17 protein-coding genes are annotated in these 19,789 nt (G+C 43.2%); 2 read left to right on the forward strand and 15 right to left on the reverse strand.

Annotated elements, in window-relative coordinates; translation table 11 throughout:
• Positions 1–295: 295 nt before the first annotated feature.
• The 3 genes from FPZ44_RS12325 to FPZ44_RS12335 are packed head-to-tail and all read right to left on the reverse strand — an operon-like array spanning position 296 to position 1,911.
• Complete coding sequence (locus FPZ44_RS12325; RefSeq protein ID WP_144990581.1) at positions 296–598, reverse strand: hypothetical protein; 303 nt, start codon at positions 596–598, stop codon at positions 296–298.
• A 7-nt stretch (positions 599–605) separates the two neighbouring features.
• On the reverse strand, positions 606–1,100 hold the full coding sequence (locus FPZ44_RS12330; protein WP_144990582.1) for a GNAT family N-acetyltransferase: 495 nt from the start codon (positions 1,098–1,100) through the stop codon (positions 606–608).
• A 43-nt stretch (positions 1,101–1,143) separates the two neighbouring features.
• Complete coding sequence (locus FPZ44_RS12335) at positions 1,144–1,911, reverse strand: GNAT family N-acetyltransferase (RefSeq protein WP_144990584.1); 768 nt, start codon at positions 1,909–1,911, stop codon at positions 1,144–1,146.
• 352 nt (positions 1,912–2,263) lie between these two features.
• Between FPZ44_RS12335 and FPZ44_RS12340 the strand changes: the two genes are divergently transcribed.
• A complete protein-coding gene (locus FPZ44_RS12340) occupies positions 2,264–2,947 on the forward strand; it encodes a class I SAM-dependent methyltransferase (protein WP_144990586.1) in 684 nt (227 codons plus the stop codon).
• Positions 2,948–2,986: 39 nt separating this feature from the next.
• Here the strand turns inward: FPZ44_RS12340 and FPZ44_RS12345 are convergent, their stop codons facing one another.
• From FPZ44_RS12345 to FPZ44_RS12360, 4 genes are all read right to left on the reverse strand, one after another.
• A complete protein-coding gene (locus FPZ44_RS12345; RefSeq protein ID WP_144990588.1) occupies positions 2,987–3,898 on the reverse strand; it encodes an NAD(P)-dependent alcohol dehydrogenase in 912 nt (303 codons plus the stop codon).
• A 126-nt stretch (positions 3,899–4,024) separates the two neighbouring features.
• Positions 4,025–6,712: a winged helix-turn-helix domain-containing protein gene (locus tag FPZ44_RS12350; RefSeq protein ID WP_144990590.1), complete on the reverse strand. Its 2,688-nt coding sequence runs from the start codon at positions 6,710–6,712 to the stop codon at positions 4,025–4,027.
• Between the two features lie 163 nt (positions 6,713–6,875).
• A complete protein-coding gene (cysI, locus tag FPZ44_RS12355) occupies positions 6,876–8,609 on the reverse strand; it encodes an assimilatory sulfite reductase (NADPH) hemoprotein subunit (protein ID WP_144990592.1) in 1,734 nt (577 codons plus the stop codon).
• Positions 8,610–8,685: 76 nt separating this feature from the next.
• Positions 8,686–10,542: an assimilatory sulfite reductase (NADPH) flavoprotein subunit gene (locus FPZ44_RS12360; RefSeq protein ID WP_144991818.1), complete on the reverse strand. Its 1,857-nt coding sequence runs from the start codon at positions 10,540–10,542 to the stop codon at positions 8,686–8,688.
• Positions 10,543–10,917: 375 nt separating this feature from the next.
• Between FPZ44_RS12360 and FPZ44_RS12365 the strand changes: the two genes are divergently transcribed.
• Positions 10,918–11,481, forward strand: coding sequence for a GNAT family N-acetyltransferase (locus tag FPZ44_RS12365; RefSeq protein WP_144990594.1), 564 nt, complete (start codon positions 10,918–10,920; stop codon positions 11,479–11,481).
• A gap of 67 nt (positions 11,482–11,548) precedes the next feature.
• On the opposite strand, the gene FPZ44_RS12370 is transcribed toward FPZ44_RS12365, so the two are convergent.
• From FPZ44_RS12370 to FPZ44_RS12405, 8 genes are all read right to left on the reverse strand, one after another.
• Entirely contained in the window at positions 11,549–11,914 is a 366-nt protein-coding gene (locus tag FPZ44_RS12370) for a glyoxalase superfamily protein (protein ID WP_144990596.1), read from the reverse strand.
• A 220-nt stretch (positions 11,915–12,134) separates the two neighbouring features.
• Complete coding sequence (gene gltP, locus FPZ44_RS12375; RefSeq protein WP_144990598.1) at positions 12,135–13,409, reverse strand: glutamate/aspartate:proton symporter GltP; 1,275 nt, start codon at positions 13,407–13,409, stop codon at positions 12,135–12,137.
• Between the two features lie 293 nt (positions 13,410–13,702).
• Entirely contained in the window at positions 13,703–14,242 is a 540-nt protein-coding gene (locus tag FPZ44_RS12380; RefSeq protein ID WP_144990600.1) for a GNAT family N-acetyltransferase, read from the reverse strand.
• Between the two features lie 16 nt (positions 14,243–14,258).
• Entirely contained in the window at positions 14,259–14,705 is a 447-nt protein-coding gene (locus FPZ44_RS12385) for a hypothetical protein (protein WP_144990602.1), read from the reverse strand.
• A complete protein-coding gene (locus FPZ44_RS12390; protein ID WP_144990604.1) occupies positions 14,702–15,109 on the reverse strand; it encodes an ApeP family dehydratase in 408 nt (135 codons plus the stop codon). Before FPZ44_RS12390 ends, FPZ44_RS12385 begins: the two co-directional genes overlap by 4 nt.
• Positions 15,110–15,641: 532 nt before the next feature.
• The gene (locus tag FPZ44_RS12395) at positions 15,642–16,139 is read right to left on the reverse strand and encodes a DUF6985 domain-containing protein (RefSeq protein ID WP_144990606.1); all 498 of its coding nucleotides are present in this window, start codon (positions 16,137–16,139) and stop codon (positions 15,642–15,644) included.
• Between the two features lie 32 nt (positions 16,140–16,171).
• Positions 16,172–16,615, reverse strand: coding sequence for a hypothetical protein (locus FPZ44_RS12400; RefSeq protein ID WP_144990608.1), 444 nt, complete (start codon positions 16,613–16,615; stop codon positions 16,172–16,174).
• Between the two features lie 476 nt (positions 16,616–17,091).
• A partial coding sequence (locus FPZ44_RS12405; protein ID WP_144991820.1) for a condensation domain-containing protein occupies positions 17,092–19,789 on the reverse strand: 2,698 nt, incomplete at its 5' end.

Here is a 19,789-nt window from a genome sequence, read left to right on the forward strand (position 1 = left end):
ATTTAGTGCTATCTCTTTTCGTTCAATCGAATTTGTGAGAATCGACGGTCTGTTTGACAGAACAGAATGTGAGAGCACTGTACCTAAAAACTGCACAGCCGCCCCGTAATCGTGTGGATATTTTTTCGTTATGAATTCGTGTCTTCTTGATCTTTTTTTATTTTTCTTATTACGCCATAAATTATTATCGGAACGACTAGAATGAGAATAATAGTAAGTACTTTGTTTATTTGGTTTGTGATATTTCGCATATGACTATCAGGACTCACTGTAGGCGTACTACTTGGTGTGTTATTTACCCGTTATTGTTCTGATGCTTTTCTATCCATTCCTTATCATTTTCATCGGCGGCAACCATTATCAAATCAAACTCATGACCTTTATAGAGTTTATCTACTTTAAAATCATATCCAATGGTTAGGCCGCTAGCTCCATCTGTATAATGAGTAGAAAAATCAAATTTTCCTTCGACGACGATTGTTGCTCTTTTTATTACTTCCTCTGGCTTTAAATCTTCCCAAGTCGTTCCGTACACCGTACTAGTAAAGAAAAATGACAGTAATATCGTAACGAATACGCAGCTTTTCAACTTTTTCATGATGTCTTCATTTCCCTGCCAATGTCATAGACAGAAACTCAACTTGCTTATTTCCTATCCTACTCATAAAGCTCGTTCCTCGCACAAATCCAGTACGCTCATATACTTTGATCGCTCTTTCATTGAATGTGGCGACAACAAGCTGAAGGTCATGCGCATGGTGATGCTGCTTCAAATAGTCCAAACCTTGCAGCAAGAACGCTTGGCCCTTACCACCGCCTGTAAAATCCGGTCTAAGCCCTAATCCAATGTCACGCCGATCAATATGTTCATAAATGCCCGTTGGATAACCACCTGGTACACGAGCCGAACCCCCCATACATATAAAGCCTACTAATTGGTTATCGCTATCCAATGCGTAAAAATACTCATCATTCATAAGATCGCAAATGCATTCGTTGCTATCATCCATGCTGTATATGGAATATGGGGCAGAGTACTTCCAAGTACAGATTACAGAAGCATACTCTTTAGTCATTGGATAAAAGTAATATGTCGTCATGTCATTCAACCTTTCATATGTAAAATAGTTTCACACAGTATCTCTATTTTTCTGAGTTGATATGTTTTAGCCTTTTCATAGCCGAGTGAACAGTAAGCCTATGATACGCAACTAAATTTGAGTTATAGATAACACCGTAAATACCATAAGGAGTAGGAGAAATTCTCAACAACTCTTCTCTATTTTGAATGTCAATAATATGTATAGGAATTCCAAGTTTATTTGCCGCTTCCATCATATTTGTAGTTGCTACATCAACGAATGGACACTGCTGCGTTCGCATGACCGTTAAATCTTTAAAACTTGACAGTCTATCATCCCAGTCTTTTGGAAAATAAGGGTTCGGTGCTGCTCCAAATTTATGAACGAGCAGCTCAAAACCGTGAGGTGCATGATCCACTTCAATAAAATTGTTTTTAATAAAAATATCCTTACTCGGCGTCCAAGAAGTGTTAGGATTGGTAACCACGATAACGCCTACTTTGTTTTGTTCTTTAGCATCTTGAATGCATTGCTGTATTAGCTTTGAAGCATAGCCTTTACCCGTTATTTGAACCCATAAACAATGAATAACGATATAATTTTCGCCATAGACAACTCGCGACGAATATTCAATAGGTGTATATTCAATAAATCCTGCTGGTTTATTGTTATCCATTATTTTGATATATTTTAATCCTTCTTGGAAACTGTCCAGCAGCCAGTTATTCTTATTGATATAACCTGTAGAATTAGGCTTGCTGCGAAGGCAGTAACAACCTCCGCTATCTAGATTCTCTTCGAAGACCTCTACCACTTCTATTTGCCCCATCTAGCTCTCCCCCGCATCTTGTTTTCATATTCTGAAGTAGAACTTCTGTTTTTGAAGGAAACGAGTTGTTCATTTTTAGAAATTATAACTTCCAAATTTTATCACAAGCTTCCTCTATTGAAAACAGGAACAACGTTATATGTTTGATAATGAACACATGTTATTGCTTGGTTAATTTTCGATACTGTGACAAAAACCTCTGGACTATAAAGAGTTGCTATAACAGCTTGAGTCGTTAAATCGAGTATTTTATAATTAAAACATCAATAGAGTTGGTTCCGTTATTCAGACTGTGAGCATAAGAGAATACGATAACACGGAGTCCACTCAACTTGAAAAGGAGGTCCTACTTTTGGAAGCGGCGAGAGATTCATTTAACAAAGTTGCGGAAGAATATGATTTTGTGAATACGCTATTAAATGATTATTCATTTTTCATGTCTAACCTCTCCTTGCAAAAAGGACGAGCATTAGATATTGGTTCCGGTTCCGGTATATTAGTGGATAAATTATCATCTCATTTTGATGAGGTCGTCGGAATTGATATTTCAGATGAAATGCTCAGCATAGCAAAAACAAAGCGGCAGCGTGCAAATACAAGCTACTTACATATGGATGCAGAAAATCTTATCTTTGAACAAAAATTTGATTTCATTGTGAGTAGAACCACTTTCCATCACCTAAACCATTTACCAAATGTGTTAGAGCAAATGAAAAGCTTACTGAATGATGATGGAAAAATCGTCATACTTGATAATGTATCTGAAGTAGAAACGCCTGCTACTTACGTTTATGTGATTGGAGCAATGCTCGAGTTTATTCCACATATTCGCAAATTCGGTTTAAAGAACGCATCTAGAATTTTTAGACACAATACTTCTAAGCCGTGGCTTGAACATTTAGCATCTGATAAATATATATCCGAGAAACAATACTACGATTTGTATGGGAAGTTATTACCGAATTGTAGGTTTCAAAAAATGGGCTGGGCAATGGGAGTCATTTGGGAAAAAGATCAAAAAAGTTCGAACCTTTGAAAATTACAGCTTGTAATCCAGAGATTCGAACTTTTTTATTTATTGCACCGTTATAACTATATTCCCCTTTTTACGACCCGTTTCTACATATCTGTGAGCTTCAGGAACTTGTTCCAATGAATAGCGTCTATCGATGACGGCTTTCAACTTGCCTTTTTCCATTAGCTCTTTAAGGAAAACTAAATCATCCGCACTGACTTTGGCAATTCCCTGCCCATCTACGGTCAGATACTTTCCATTTGGTGCAAGCACTTTTGTGCAATGAGACTTAGAGCTTTTTCCGATCGCATCGAAGATGACATCGAATCGCTCTGCGCTTTCCGTAAAATCCTCTTTTGTGTAGTCAATGACATGCTTCGCTCCGAGTGATTGTACTAAATCAATATTTCTGCCGCTGCACACTCCAGTAACTTCTGCCCCAAAATAAGTAGCGAGCTGCACGGCGGCTGTTCCTACCGATCCAGAAGCTCCGTAAATAAGCACTTTCATACCTGCTTTAATATTCCCTTTTCTAAAAAAGTGCAATGCCGTTGTTCCGCCGAATGGCAGCACAGCAGCTTCCTCATAAGATGCATTGTCTGGTTTTAACGCGACTACTGCCTGTTCCGACATACAAATATATTCAGCATGTGCACCACAACGCATTCCGCTTAATGCGTACACCTGATCACCAACTTTGAATCGCGTCACCTTCTTGCCTACTAACTCTACTTCCCCTGCCAACTCGACACCTAGAATAGGATTTCGCGGTTTCGTAAAGCCGAGCACAATTCGCATAGGTAACCAGAGTAACAATGGACTTGTAAAACTTCGAATTCTACAGTCCCCTGTCGTTACCGTTGTGGCAAAGACTTTAATTTGTATTTCATTGTCCTTCGGAAATGGTTTAGTGACCTCTTTAAGCTCTAACACATCTGGCGCTCCATATTTCGTGCATACGACGGCTCTCATTGTCATCCTCCTGGATTTCATTTTTTCAATGAGTATAACTACAATGTAGGAGCCATGTGCAGATACTAAAGTATGGTTTTGAATCTGCGGCGCAAGCTGAAAATGGATGCTAGCTGAACCAACCAGTTAGAGCAGTCCTAGCTGGCGTGCACGTGCAACGGCTTCGGTACGGCGTTTTACTTGCAGCTTATCAAAAATGACACGATTATGCCCTTTCACTGTCGTTAAGGCAATAAACAATCGCTCGCTAATTTCATGATTTGAAAGCCCTTGTGCGATTAGATGCAGAACTTCCAACTCTCTTGCGCTTAACGACTCGATCAATACCCGCTCTGGATCGAGTTGAAGTTCATTCGATGTAAATTGATAAATTTGTTCCTCACTCTCAAATTGCGCAAGCAGTTTAGCCGTGTAATTTGGCATGATTCCGTGTACAATCGCAACACCTAGCAGTTTTTTCATTCCTACACCTTCATCTATAAAACTACGGATACATCCACTAGGCTCTGCCATTGTCAAGGCTTCTCTTAAAGCTTCTAATGCCTTTATTTGTTCGCCATGAGCATACAAAACAATCGAGAACAAGATGATGATCTTGAGTCGTTCATCCTCTAACGCCTTAGCCTCCACCTTCTGTATAGCTGCTTCCAAAATAGCTAATGCAGTGGCAGTATTACCTTGAGCCAAGAGTACTCGCGCCTGACTTATGGGGAGGTTATATTTCCGTGACAATGTATGTGCTGCTGTTAAATGCTCTTGCAGAATCAACACATAAACTTGCGCCTCTGCAATAAGAGGAAGCTGATGCTTAAAATGGTACTGGCTAGCCATATGCTCAGCTTTCGAAATAATCGCCGCCGCTTCACTTACATCCCCTTGTGCAATCTTCAATTTCGCCAAAAACACTTCACCCGCAACAACTCTATCTGTATGTTCAAGCTGCTTCGCCAGTCGAACACTTATTTGGCCATGCTGCAAAGCAGTATGAAGGTCATTCCATTCATAGTAAATACGCGCTAGACCCAAGTGTGCTTCACAAACCGCAGGCAGCGGCATATCCCCTACTAACTTTAAAACCTGTTGGTACGTTTCAGCCGCCATATGTAGTTGATTTTCACATTCCTGTATCCTACCAAGACCAAGCGATGACATGATCGTGATGATGACATGCCCAATCTTTTGACCGCTTGTTAGAGCATCCATATATGCCTTGCTTGCTGCTGCTCGATCTCCTTGGAGTTGGTAGGCATATCCCAACGACCATGTGGCTGCTGTACGAACGGGAAAGTTATCGGGATACACAAGCTCTAAAGCGCGACGCGATTCAATGAGAATCGTTTCTGCCTCATGTTTGCTCACAGCTATTGTGGCGCGTATCGACGCAATATGGCCTAAGAGATCTCGATTCTTCTCATCTTGCTCTACAAGCTGAATTGCATATTCAGCAGCTTTCAGCTTGGATTCAACCTCTGATACACGACCGCTAATTAACAGCGCGGATGCGTACAGTACCCACAATGCAGGCTGCGCATCGAGCTGTGTATTGGAGATAGAATCCAGCCATATTAATGCAGGCGCTGCTGCTCCACGAAACAGTAACGGCATGCCGTTTCCCTCTAATAGACGAGCGGCACGTTCGGTATCATTAGCTGCTACAGCATGGTGAAAAGACTCTATCTCAAAGCTATTATTTTCATACCATTCACTAGCTCGCAGATGCAATCCCGCTACAATCAACATCTCGTTTTGAGTAGAGGCATTCAATTGCTGACGGAGACGCTGCCGCAGTAAATCAGCAAACAGATGGTGATAGCGATACCAACGCCGCTCATCATCCAGTGGCACAATAAATAAATTTGACCGTTCTAGATATTCCAATATACTTTGCCCAGAAGCATCTCGTACGGTTGGTTCTCCATCTTCTGAGTGCAGAACTGCCTCACAAAGCGATCCACATAATCGATCGAGAATGGAGGTACGCATTAAAAATTGTTGAATACTTGATGGCTGCCGTTGCAAGACTTCTTCCACTAGATAATCTAGTACAAACCTATGGCTACCTCTAAAAGATCGGATGAAGCTTGAGGCGTCTTTCTGATCCCTAATAGAAAGAGCCGCTAATTGTAAACCAACAATCCAGCCCTCTGCACGAGTTTCTAGCAGCGCAGTTTGTTCTGAGGAAAGTTGCAAACCCATCGTCTGCTCCAAAAATTCAGCTGCTTCGGAATAAGTAAACCGTAAATCCGATACTCGTATCTCCGTTATTTGGCCTCTAGCTCGTAATCTCGACAAGGGTAGAAGCGGCTCCTCCCGCGTTGTAATAACAACATGCACATAATTCGGCATCCGTTCTAAAAGTGAAGCAACTGCTTGTTGAATCGTTTCCGATTGAATAACATGGTAATCATCCAGCACGATGAGACAGTCATCTGAAGTAGCTGTCATAGTATGAATCAACGTTGTTAGCAGCAGTTCTATTGACGGTAACTGAGGAGAATGAACGATATCCAATCTCTCCACTGCTTCCTCATCCATATTTCTCATGTTCATCTTTACCGCAGCAAAGAGATATTGAAAAAATCGCCTTGGATCATTGTCCCCTTCGTCCAACGATAGCCAAGCAGCAGGCTGATCACAACAAGCAAGCCAATCGCTGACCAATGTCGTTTTCCCATAGCCAGCAGAGGCAGAGATTAGTGTTAATTTATTGTTTTTCGCACCTTCATCCAGCTTATCGATTAATCGTGAGCGCTTCACAACATGTGACCTTGTTTGAGGGATATATAGTTTCGTGGAAATAATCGAAAAATCCATAATAACCACCATTCTACGCTGAGAGTTTCAGCGGTTGGATAAGTGATACGTAATATTATGTTCTCTAATTCCATTGTATTTCCTTTTCTAAACTCGTCTGTAAACTTGCAAATGAAAAAGGCGATGCAGCATAACCCCTGCATCGCCTTCACTATGGTCTCGATTAATCGTGGAAGTTTGTTCCGTCCGTAACTTCTTTTACATAACCAGCTCGAATGACGAAATCGCCAAAGTGCTCGCCTTTATCACGCTCCGCTGCATAGCGGTTAATAATTGGCGTAAGTGTATCGATAATTTCCTCTTCGCCGATGTTCTCGAGGTAGAGCTTGCTCAATCGATCGCCAGAGAAACCAGCGCCCATATACATGTTGTATTTTCCAGGCGATTTGCCGATAAACGCGATCTCGCCTAAAGCAGGACGAGCGCAGCCATTCGGACAGCCTGTCATACGAATAGTAATCTCCTCATCGCGTAGACCTGCTTGCTCCATTACCGGTTCAAGCTTGTCGATTAGCGACGGCAAATAGCGTTCAGCCTCTGCCATAGCAAGACCGCATGTCGGCAAAGCCACACAGGACAACGCGCTGCGGCGAAGAGCTGAATACTGCGTACCCTCTTCAATGCCGTATTCCTTGAGCAGCGCAACGATTTTCGTCTTCTTCTGACTGCTCACATTAGCAATGATCAAATTCTGATTCGCAGTCAGACGGAAATCTCCTGTATGAATCTTGGCGATCTCACGCAAAGCCGTCTTTAGCTTGTAGCCTTCAATATCCACAATGCGTCCGCTTTGTACATACAGCGTCAAATTCCATTTGCCGTCTTTGCCTTTAATCCAGCCATAGCGGTCGCCCGTATTTTCAAAATGGAATTCACGTGCAGGCTGAAGCTCCCAGCCCAAGCGATCATGAAGCTCTTCTACAAACCATTCCAAACCATGGCGGTCGACCGTATATTTGAAACGTGCATTTTTACGTACAGAACGGTTGCCGTAGTCGCGCTGAATCGTGACCGTTTTCTCTGCTACATCAAGTACTTGATCGGGTGTAATGAAGCCGATAACGCGAGCCAACTGCGGATACGTTGCTGTATCTCCGTGTGTCATACCCATACCGCCACCGACACAGACGTTAAAGCCAACAAGCTTGTCATTTTCCACAATTGCAATATAGCCAAGATCCTGCGAATACACATCCACATCATTCGATGGTGGTACTGCAATACCAATCTTGAACTTACGCGGCAAGTATACATGGCCGTAAATCGGTTCTACTTCAACAGCTGCGCCATTTTGCTCCGAGCTGTCTACAACCTTCTCCCCATCGAGCCAAATCTCATGGTACGCAGGCGTTTTAGGCGCTAAATGTGTCGTCAGCTGCTGCGACCAATAAAAGACCTCGTTGTGGATGTCCGATTGGTAAGGGTTCGGATTACACATAACGTTACGGCTAACGTCACCGCAAGCAGCCAAAGTAGTAAGCAAAGCTTCGTTGATTTCTTGAATCGTTTTTTTCAAATTCCACTTCAATACGCCATGCAGTTGGAATGCTTGACGTGTCGTGACACGAAGGCTGCCTGTTCCATATTTCTCAGCCAGCTCATCCATAACAAGCCATTGTTCCGGTGTCGATACACCGCCAGGCGTAACGATACGAAGCATAAATTGAAAATATGGCTCCAACTTTTGCTTTTCACGCTCGTTGCGGTAGTCACGGTCATCCTGCATGTAGCTGCCGTGGAATTTGAGAAGACGATTGTCCAATTCAGGCAATCCGCCTGTAATACGGTTGGACAGTGATTCAACTAACGAACCGCGCAAATAATTACTTTCGTCTTTTAGCTGTTCGACGTCACTCGGCGGCCCACCAATTGGCTGTACTTTTAGTTTTTTTGCCATTGCTGTTAGCTCCTTTATCCCCATGATCGGATCGTTCCCGTTTATATCTATAAATGCATGTAAATTCGATTCGCGCTTAATATACGTCTCTTTGATATCTGCCTTGTTCTTGCAGCTCTGTTAGATATGCGGCTGCTCCTTCGGGAGACTTGCCTCCGTAGTTAGAAATAATCGAAAGCAGTGCAGATTGAACATCATGCGCCATATATTTTTCATCTCCGCAGACGTATACATGAGCACCATTTTGCAGCCACTTATAGAGCTCTTCGCCATGTTCCAACATCCGATGCTGCACATATACCTTCTCATCTGAATCACGAGAGAATGCAACGTCAAGCTTCGTCAATACACCATCATTCAGCATGCGCTGCCAGTCCGTCTGATACAAGAAATCCGTTACGAAATGGCGATCACCATAGAACAACCATGTTTGACCCGCAGCCCCAGATTCCTCACGATCCTCAAGGAATGAGCGGAATGGCGCAACGCCTGTGCCTGGCCCCACCATAATAACTGGCGTATCCGGATTGACTGGCGGCTTAAAGTTCGGATTTTGCTGAATGAAAATAGGCAGCTTATCGCCCGCTTCGAGACGCTCAGATGTGTACACAGAGCACACACCTTTACGTGGACGTCCGTGCGCTTCATATTCTACTTTTCGGATTGTAAGATGTACTTCCTCCGGATGGGAGTTCTCACTGCTTGCAATGGAGTATAATCTTGGCGGTATCTTCCGCAGCAAATTCGCAACGTCCGCAGCTTTGAATGTCCATGGTCCGTAATCACCAAGCAGATCCAATAGATCGCGTCCGTTCGTATATGCTTTTAAATCTTCTTTATGTTCTGGCTTCAGCAGATCGGCCAATTTTCCGTTTCCAGAGAAGGCAGCTGCTTTTTCAAGTAAAGGCTTCGTTAGTACGGTAATTTCATAGTGGTGAAGTAGCGCTTCGCGCAGTGTAGAAGTCTCGCCTGCTTTTCCAATTACAACAGACTCTTGCGGATTCCATTGTAAGAATGAAATAATATCATCAACTAAAGCTGGATCGTTTTGTGGGTACACACCAACCGCATCACCTGGCGCATACGTAAGACCTGAACCTTCAAGGGACAGTTCCAAATGGCGTGTTTCGCGATCCGAACCTTTGCCGTTCAAATTTAAATTTTCTAATACTTCCGCCATAAACGGATTCGAGCGTGAATATTCGGATTCGACTACAGGAGCTACAGCAGTAACTGATGCCACATTAGCGATCCCTTGCGGTGATACCGATGTCGCAACCGCGCTGACCTTACCATTTACAGCTGCGATCCAGCCAGCAGCAGCCTCCTCAAAGTCCACATCGCAATCTACGCGATCTACGATCCGCTCTGCTCCAAGCTCTGCAAGTTTGATGTCAAAGTCTTGACCTGTTTTACAGAAAAACTCATACGATGTATCGCCCAACGCAAGAACAGAGAATTTCAATCCATCCAGCTTTGGTGCACGTTTGCTGTTTAAAAATTCATGCAGCGTCAACGCGTTATCTGGTGGGTCTCCCTCGCCATGCGTACTAACAACGATAAACAAATACCCAGCTTTCTTCAGGTTATTCGTCTTATACTTGTTCATTGCCGACAGTGTAACCTCAAAGCCTTCGCCTTTCAGCTTATCTGCCAACCGTCCCGCAAGTCTCTGCGAGTTCCCTGTCTGCGACCCGAATAAAATGGTCGCTTCGCGTGGTCCTTGCGCCACAACTGCTGCGGCTGGCGCTGGCGCCTCCACAACTTGGCTGACAGCCAATTCCGATACTGCGGCACTAACATTTCCTGCACGGTAAAAAGCTAAGTATCCCCCAAGCCAATTCACTTGCGTCTCCGTCAACGTCGGGAGCAGCTTGTTAAGCAGCTCTGCCTGCTCGGCTGTAAACGGACTATTCGTCACCTGTAGTTGCAACAACATCCTCCACCTCACATCAATCTCTTTAATTCCGACTACGTTACTTTGTTTTATCTTTCATTATACTAACTCAGGTTGATGCGAGGTTCAATCTATTTCTCAAAATTTGTCTATAAGAATATTTGAAATCTTCAATTACTTTTGATTATAAAGCCGTAAGTTGGAGGCAGAATGGGCAGATGTATTCCGTTAGTAAGCTATATATTTTCAAAATATATGTGATGGATTTCATTCAAAATCGGCAGTCTTTATCTGGACAATTCCTCCAGACTATGTGACAGTATTAGGGAATACATTTTCTAGTCTTTCAGCACCATTTTTCTAGGTAAGATGAATCTACTTTAACTACAACTAACAACTAGGAGACTGTGTATGGACTTCACAACCATTTTTACATCATTTCCTGTTATAGAAGGTCAGAAATTAAGATTAAGAGAATTACGAGCAGCAGATGCACCAGCATTACTAGACTACTACTCAAATGAAAATGTATACCGCTATTTAGACTGGCATGGCCCTGAGACGTTAGAAGAAAGCTATAAAGTAATTGAATTTTGGAATAAGGGGTATCATGACGGTTGGCTTATTCGCTTTGCGATTGCTGACAAAGAGACCGACAAGATTATCGGAACCATCTTTTTAACCGAGATTGAAGATGTTCGAGCTGAGATTGGTTATGAATTATCCGAAAATTATTGGCGGCGTGGAATGATGTCCGAAGCATTACAAGAGGTTCTTGCATTAGGGTTTAATCAGTTGGGGTTGGTAAGAATTCAAGCATTTGTTAGTGATGAGAATACCGGTTCTAAGGAAATGCTCAAAAAATTCAACTTCAAAGAAGAAGGCTATTTGCGACAGTACGAATGCCATAGTGTTACGAATGAGTGCCGAGATATGTGGGTGTATAGTTTGTTACGTTCAGAGTTTCAAAAATAATATTTTCGCAATATACTTGTTGGTAAAACAAAGGGGCAAAGGCGCCCCTTTTCGTTTTCATTCTCGTCTAATCTTGCTCTTCAAAAAAAGTTAGTTTATTTCCAAAAGGGTCTATTACACAAACTTCTTTTGTATCCCACTCCGTTGTTTCGATCCCTGGTCGTGAATATTTATAATTCTTGCTTAACAAAGTTCGGTGAAAGTCCTCAAGATCTGAAATTGAGATGCGAATAGCTGAACCTGGGGAACAATCCCCATAATGCTCAGTCAAATGCAACGTTAAAAGATGACTGGAAATCTGCATATACAGAGGAAAATCATTCCCATATCTATGTTCCCAGTCGAGTGAAAAATCTAAATATTCTAGATAAAACTCTTTCGCTATATGCTCGTCGAATATTCTAAATATAGGAATAACACTGTTCGTATTCATTACCCAATCGTCACCTCTCATTACCTAATTCGGTCACACCAGATTACTTTTTCTCATCAAGCATTCGCTACTTATTAAGTCTATCCTTTATCAGAGGAGAAAACGATAGCTTATGACATTAACCCTTCCATTCCACCATATTTTCATATTCGTACCTCTTCTTATCCACATTAAAAAACCTCCTGTCAGATTATCCTGACAAGAGGTCATAACATCCATATTAAGCCGCTGCTTTCGCAGAAGCAATTTCATCGAGATAGGAATCAGCCTTTTTGCGGTCGAATTGACCTTCCCATTTGGAAATAACAACTACAGCCAAAGCGTTACCAATTACGTTAACTACTGTACGTGCCATATCCAAGAAGCGGTCGATACCTGCAATAAATGCTAGACCTTCAACTGGAATACCTACTGCACCTAATGTCGCCAACAATACGACGAAGGATACACCTGGTACGCCTGCAATACCTTTAGAAGTTACCATTAGTACGAGTACCAATGTTACCTGCTCAGCAATCGTTAACTCGATACCGTACATTTGAGCAATAAAGATTGCAGCAATCGCTTGGTACAGCGTGGAACCGTCTAGGTTAAAGGAATAACCTGTTGGTACTACGAACGAAGCAATCGCTTTAGGACAGCCGAATCGCTCCATTTTCTCCATAATCTTTGGAAGCACGGTCTCAGAGCTCGCTGTAGAGTACGCAAGCAACAGTTCGTCTCTCAAGATCTTAATAATGTTCATGATCGAGATACCACTGATCTTAGCAACGATACCAAGTACTACAAATACGAAGAACAACATGGCTCCATGAACAAGAATGACCAGTTTACCAAGTGGCAATAACGAACTTAACCCGAATTTGGAAACCGTTACTCCAATCAACGCGAATACACCGAACGGAGCGAACTTCATAACTGTATTTACAACCCAGAACATAGCATCGGCTACACCTTGGAAGAAATTCAGCACTGGTTTACCTTTTTCCCCTGCGGCAGCTACACCAAGTCCGAAGAGAACGGAGAAGAAGATAATTGCCAACATATCACCGCGAGCTATTGCATCAAAAACATTTTTCGGAACGATGTTGACGAACGTTTCGATCATACCTTTTGTTTCTGTCTGTTCAGCCGTTTCAACGTAAGAACTAATGTCAGACTGTTGAATTTGGCTCATATCCACACCTACACCGGGTTGGAAAATGTTAGCGGCGAACAAACCGACAACGATGGCAATTGTGGTAATGATCTCAAAATAGAGGATCGTTTTCCCACCTAATCTGCCAAGTTTCTTCGTATCACCAACCCCAGCCACGCCGACAATTATCGTCGCGATTACGATAGGTACTACGATCATTTTAATCAAACGTATGAATACATCACCTATAGGTTGCAAGTACTTTACTACTTCAGGATTGCCGTAGAAGATTGCACCTACGATAATACCAAGAATAAGACCAATGACAATTTGAATAGCTAATCCAAATCGCTTCATCCTGACACCTCGCCGTCTAAGTTGTTATATCTGTGCTAGTTCCGACACCGAACTGTCGTTTTTGATAGATTTCTATACGTAATATAACAGAGAGATATGTGTTCGCACAATGCAAATAAATTCCAAAGAGTTAGTTATTTGGATAAACATTTTTTTTCATGCTTGAAAAAATTATCTATATCATACTTTTATACTATTCACTCCAGATAAGTAGCTCTCTAGTAATTCGTCGCATACTTCTAAATTCTTATGTACGGATCTGAAGTTCATGAAAACTCCTCTATATTTCTAATTTATGCAGGGCTGTTATTAAATTTGAATATGATCTTGATGCCGTCATTTTGTGTAGCAGCAGTCTCTTCTAGACAGGATCCATCTGTATATTTGCGAAGGGTCTTTCTCCAGAAAGATTGCGCTCTTTGATTTACTTCATTCGGGTTGGTTTGTACTTCCCAAGCACCCTGATGATTATTAAACACCTGTACCGCTGCTGCTTCTGCTACTCCATTGCCACGAAATGATCGCAAAATGAAAAACTCATATAAATAATAATCGCAGCTAGGAGGTGTATGCGGTGGTGCTGCTACTAACGCGAACCCTGCTGGAATATCATCTACTCTAATCAGATAGGGGAAAAATACCGCTGGATCCGACCACCAAATATCAAAAACTTTATTTTGCTCATGCAAAGTCAATGTCTCATCTTCTTCAAAAACACCGTATTTATTGGGCTTCCATCCCCAAATTTCAGATAAATCGTGCAAATAAAGAGGGTATAGATTATTGATAATAAATTTTGTACTTTGATCGGTCAGTTCTATTGTGATTGTCATGTCATTCTCTCCGCTCTTAAATATTAGGTACCCGCTTCAACTTAACCTTGTTAACTCTCTTCGCATATTTAACTATATCCATGCTACTCATTATAATAACAACTACTCCTGTTACATTTACAACAGATCTCATCACAGTTAACGGAAACACAGCTTCAAAAAGGACTAGTCCATAAAGCAGAAATATTAACTGCAAAAGAATAATCAAAATTGATATAATAGCCTTACTTACGAGCGTTCCAATTTGATACCTCGATAACAGTATGTACAGCACTGCTGCCGTTACTTGAAAAGCCGTAAATAGAATTGCATCTTTCGTTGGATTTAATGGTACATCTACAAATCCTGCAGAGTGCGTGATATAGTCTTCTGCTGTGATAAAGTAACTAAACGCAATGCTGCTTACGACAAAGACGAGGAATAGAAGAAACGAATTAAATCCTAACCATTTTATGTGTATCATGATTGCTCTTGTATATAAATCATAATCTCATTAGCTTTAATAATTACCTTTCCATCAATAGCAGCTTCACCTTTACCCAGCACAAAACCTCTTTTATTCTTTACTACTTCGTAGTATAATTCGATCCTATCTCCTGGATAGGCATTCCCCAAACATTCAATACCATTTAACGAAGATAGGAAGCCCAAACTTTTCTCCTTACCTATCGCTGCAAATGCTCCTAATTGTGCTAAAGCCTCCACAATCATCATACTTGGCATCTCGTTTCTTGATTCTGTTATAAACCATTCATTCCATGAAACATTTTTATATCCCTTAGCCCAATTACCTTGTTCTACCTCTACAATTCGATCAATCATTAAAAATGGATAACGGTGCGGTATGACGCTTGGAATATCAATCATGCACATGCTCCTCTTTTTGATTTATATTCTTTTATTCCCTATTCGTATATTCAGCAGGAGAAAATAACACTGATATCATAAGATCCTCTTCAATGGAATGAAATTTGTGAGCTACATTTTTCTCTCCAAAGATAGTTGAGCCTTGCTTCACTTCAAAGTCGTCCTCACCTACGAACATTCATGAGGACTTTGCATATCTATGTCTGTCTTTTTTAAGTGATAAATACCTGCAGACATAGAAGAAACTCGTAAAAATTAAAAATAAGGTTTTCCTTCTTGAAGTTCTTTCGTTAACTCTTCTAACTTAAAGTGGTTCTGCATGGTAGCCATCCCCTTCACAAAGAGTTTTTTGGACATCTTCATCCATACCTTGTTGATAGCTATATGTACGAAACACCTAGCCTTAAATAGCTCTTGTCTGAATTTGGGAAATGTTCAATCGAAATATATTCCATAATTATACACAAATAAACCGCGAGGTAATAGCCCTGCAGCATAAACACGTTCGATGAACGTCTATATTAAATCCTTACTACTCGTCTCCATCATTTTCGTTCCAGATTGCGAATTTGCCGTAACCTAAATACTCGCGCACCTCAAGCACCTCACTGCCCCAAAGAATAATTTCCATACCATTTTCAGAGTCCCATTCCGTTCCTCCACTCAAAATAGCTCCAAATGTATGATCGTCAGCATTTCGATATAGATCAACATCCCCTACCGACATATAGGCTAAAATGCCCCTACCATAGATATTGCCCAAACCACTAGGATAATCAGCTGTATCACTGGACATTTTGTCATCTTTCCATTCACATGCTTTCTTACATATTTCATCAATGGTTTCATTCGGCAAATGATTCAAAACATCTTGAATGTATATTTCTGCTTCTTCCAAATTCATTTCATCTGTACTGAAGTGATATTCAACCTGACATTGGAATAAATCTAGCAGTCCGAACCCCGATAACCCGTTTTTATCTAAAGGATCTTCTAATCCTACTCGTTCTAAATGAAATTTCTCTGCCAAACAATTCCCCTCCTGCACCCCTGTAATAAATTCTACTCACGCTTTCCTACATTTATTGTCTTTTTAAGCTTCTTTATCGTCATTAATATGATATTTCGATTTCTCTTTTCTTTTATCCATACAGGTAATCTACTAAATAAGCCTTGATTGCACCAGCCTAACTTTTCATGTCTTGAACTTTCACGTAATTTCGCTTGTACGTAATTCTCTATGTATTCTAGATGTTTTAAATTATAGGCCCATAGTATATTTCCTTTGCAATTTGCTTTTAACCACAGCTGATATTCATTCATAGCTTCATCTATCTTCCCACAATGGTTACAAATAAAAAGCCTTCTGAGACATGAATCCGTAGCCGTCGATACCTCCTGAAATTCGGTTATGACTGTTGCACATTTATTGCAGCTAGGACAAGCAACCAATAAGTTATTAACAAAATCATCAATATGCAATCTTGGATCTTTAAATCGAGACATTATAAAATTCCCCCTCTCCTTTCTCCAACTGAAGTCGTGCCATCAACAATAGGACTCATTTCCTCATTGGAATGACTTCTTACTGCTCTTCTTCTAACCTATTACTCTTTCTTGATATTGTCAGTTGATAAAAAAGTCGTGAACCAATTCTTTTGATTTTACTGCGTTTGCCAGAGCACGTGATAAACACGAAAAATAAAAAGTCTGAAACCATCACAAATTACCATAAAAAGAAGGTTGGAAACTTGTACTATTACGATAATATAACTTTCATAACCATTTCCTCAATATACAGAATGTCGCATATAACGTGCTTAAATGATCAAATTTTCTTTTTCAAAGAGTTATCTCTAGTAATCTGTCTATCTTTAGTCCATTGTCCATATATTTGTGGATTTTTCCCCTTCATTTTAAAAAAACACCCGGCAGGATGCGTACCGAGAGAAATACGGCATACACCCAAGCCGGGTAAGGAATTAGAAAATAATATCAATGGCCTCTAGCACATCTTGCTCCTGCTCGGATTGCCCATTCAGGGAAATATCCTTCAACAGCACCGAAGGCTGTTCGCAAATTTCGGTGATGATCATGAGCAGGTCCTGAGCGAAATTGTCGATCAGATTGCGCGTAAACAACTTGGTGGCATATTCAAACTGCCCGTTCATTCCCTCATCCAGCAACGAAATGACCAAGGTAAGATCAAATTGGGAAACCGTATGAGTTTCCGGATAAGATTCGATCTGGATATCCCCGAAGCTTTGAACGTTATCTTCCTTGGTTTCCAGAGCAAACATGACATCAAATACAGGATTGCGGCTTTGATCTCGCGGCGCCTGCAGCTTTTTCACAAGCTCCTCGAACGGATAATCCTGGTGGTCGTAGGCCCCCAGCATCGTTTCTTTGACTTCGTTCAAGTAAGCGAGGAACGTCTTCTCCCCCGATGGATAATGGCGAATCGCCAAAGTGTTGACAAACATTCCGATGAGCGGCTCCAGGTCGGCATGTGTGCGGCCCGAAACCGGCGTGCCTACAATGAAGTCTTCTTGTCCCGAGTACTTGCTGAGCAGGATTGAATAGGCCGTCAATAAAACCATATAAAGGGTGGCACCGTTCTCATCGGCGATATGCTGCAAACTGTCGGTCATCTGCTTGTTGATGCTGAAAGGCAGCAAATCTCCCTCAAAGCTGCGAGCGGTAGGTCTGACAAAGTCCGTAGGCAGTTCAAGCATCGGCAGTTCGCCTTCCAGTACGTCCAACCAGTAAGCTTCCTGACGTTTCAGCCGCTCTTTTACAGGTTCGGACTGCTGCCAAGCGGCGAATTCCTTGTATTGAATCCGAAGCGGATCCAGCGTCTCGCCGTTATACAGGCGCAGCAGCTCTTCGATGAAGATGCCCATCGACATGCCATCCGTGACGATATGATGAATGTCCAGCATGAGCAGATGCCGTTCCGCTTCCCATTCGACTAAGCCCACACGCAGCAGCGGCGGCCGCTCCAAATCAAAGACGCGCACAAAGCCGTCTACGATGCTCTTCGTTTCACTTTCCGTCGCTTTCGTATACTCGATGGCAAACTTCAAGTCCGGATAAATCCGTTGTACCGGTTCGCCGTCAACCATTTCGAAGCCGGTTCGCAAAATTTCGTGACGAGCTATCAATCCTTTGAGCGCCTCCTCGAATTGATTCCGTTCCAAGCGCCCGACGAGAACCGTCATGCCGGACATGTTGTAGCTAAGCTCGGCGCCTTCCATCTGCTGCTGGATATACAGCCGTTTTTGCACGGAAGAAAGAGGATAGTAATCCCTCTTATCCAGAACCGGAATGGAGAGGTGTTCCTGCCGCTCCAACTGGCTGATCGCTTCGGCCATCGCTTCGATGGTCGAGTGCCGGAACACATCGCGAAGCGGCAGATCCACGCTCAGCTCCTTGTGCACCTTGCTGACCAGCATCGTCGCCCGCAGGGAGTGCCCGCCGAGGTCGAAGAAGTTGTCCGTCACTCCAATCGTGATCGGCCCGAGCACGTCCTGCCAGATGGCGACCAGTTTCGCCTCCAGTTCGGTGCGCGGCGCCACGTATTCGCGGCCTGCGCTTGCTCCCCCTTCCGGCGCCGGCAGCGCCTTCCGGTCGATTTTCCCGTTCGGCGTCAGAGGCAGGCGCTCCAGCTCGACGAAGTACGACGGGATCATGTAACCCGGCAGCTCGCTGGAGATCGCCCGTTTCAGGTCTGCCGCCGTCAGTTCGCCATCCGTTGTGTAGTACGCGCACAGCGCTTTCTGCCCGTTCGCGTCACTTTGAACCAGTACCACCGCTTCGCGCACACCTTCCACCCTCAGCAGCTGCGACTCGATCTCGCCCATCTCGATCCGGTAGCCCCGGATTTTCGCCTGGTTGTCGATCCGACCGATGAAGTCCACGTTGCCGTCCTCCATCCACCGCGCCAAGTCTCCCGTGCGGTACAGCCGCTCGCCCGCGGCGAACGGACTGTCTTCGAATTTCTCTTCTGTTAGCTCCGAACGGTTCAAGTACCCACGCGCTACTCCGACTCCGCCGATGACCAGCTCGCCCAGTACTCCGATTGGCACCGGGTTCAGATGCGCGTCCACGATGTAGAATTTCGCATTCAGCCACGCTTTGCCGATCGGCACACTGCCTGTCTGCGGCAGCTTCGCCAACTCCTCGTCGTAGAAACTTGAGTCGATCGCAGCTTCCGTCACGCCGTATGCGTTGATGATCCGGAACAACGAGCCGAAGCGTTCCTGCAAGGTCCGGTAATCCGCCACGCTGCAGCTGTCCGAGCTCGTGATCAACAGTTCCATTCCGCTGATATCGAGCCCTTGCTCATACACGTACTCCAGGAATGGCACGATCAGCGCCGGCGTCGATTCGAAGATGGTGATTCGCTCCCGCTCCATCCAGTGGTGCAGACGAGACGGATCGATCCGGTCGTCCTTCGGCACAATCACCATCGTGCCTCCGTTATACAGCGTCCGGGCGATATCTCCCACGAACACGTCAAACGAGAAGCTTGCAAGCTGCAGCAGCCGCACCGGGAACTGATCCAACCGGTATTCCCGCCGGTAGCCCGCCGCCGTGTTCACCAGGCTGCGGTGCTCAATCATCACGCCCTTCGGCTTGCCCGTCGTTCCCGACGTATAGATCACATAGGCCAAATCC

The sequence above is a fragment of the Paenibacillus agilis genome (assembly GCF_007786455.1).
Classification (GTDB): Bacteria; Bacillota; Bacilli; order Paenibacillales; family Paenibacillaceae; genus Paenibacillus_B; species Paenibacillus_B agilis.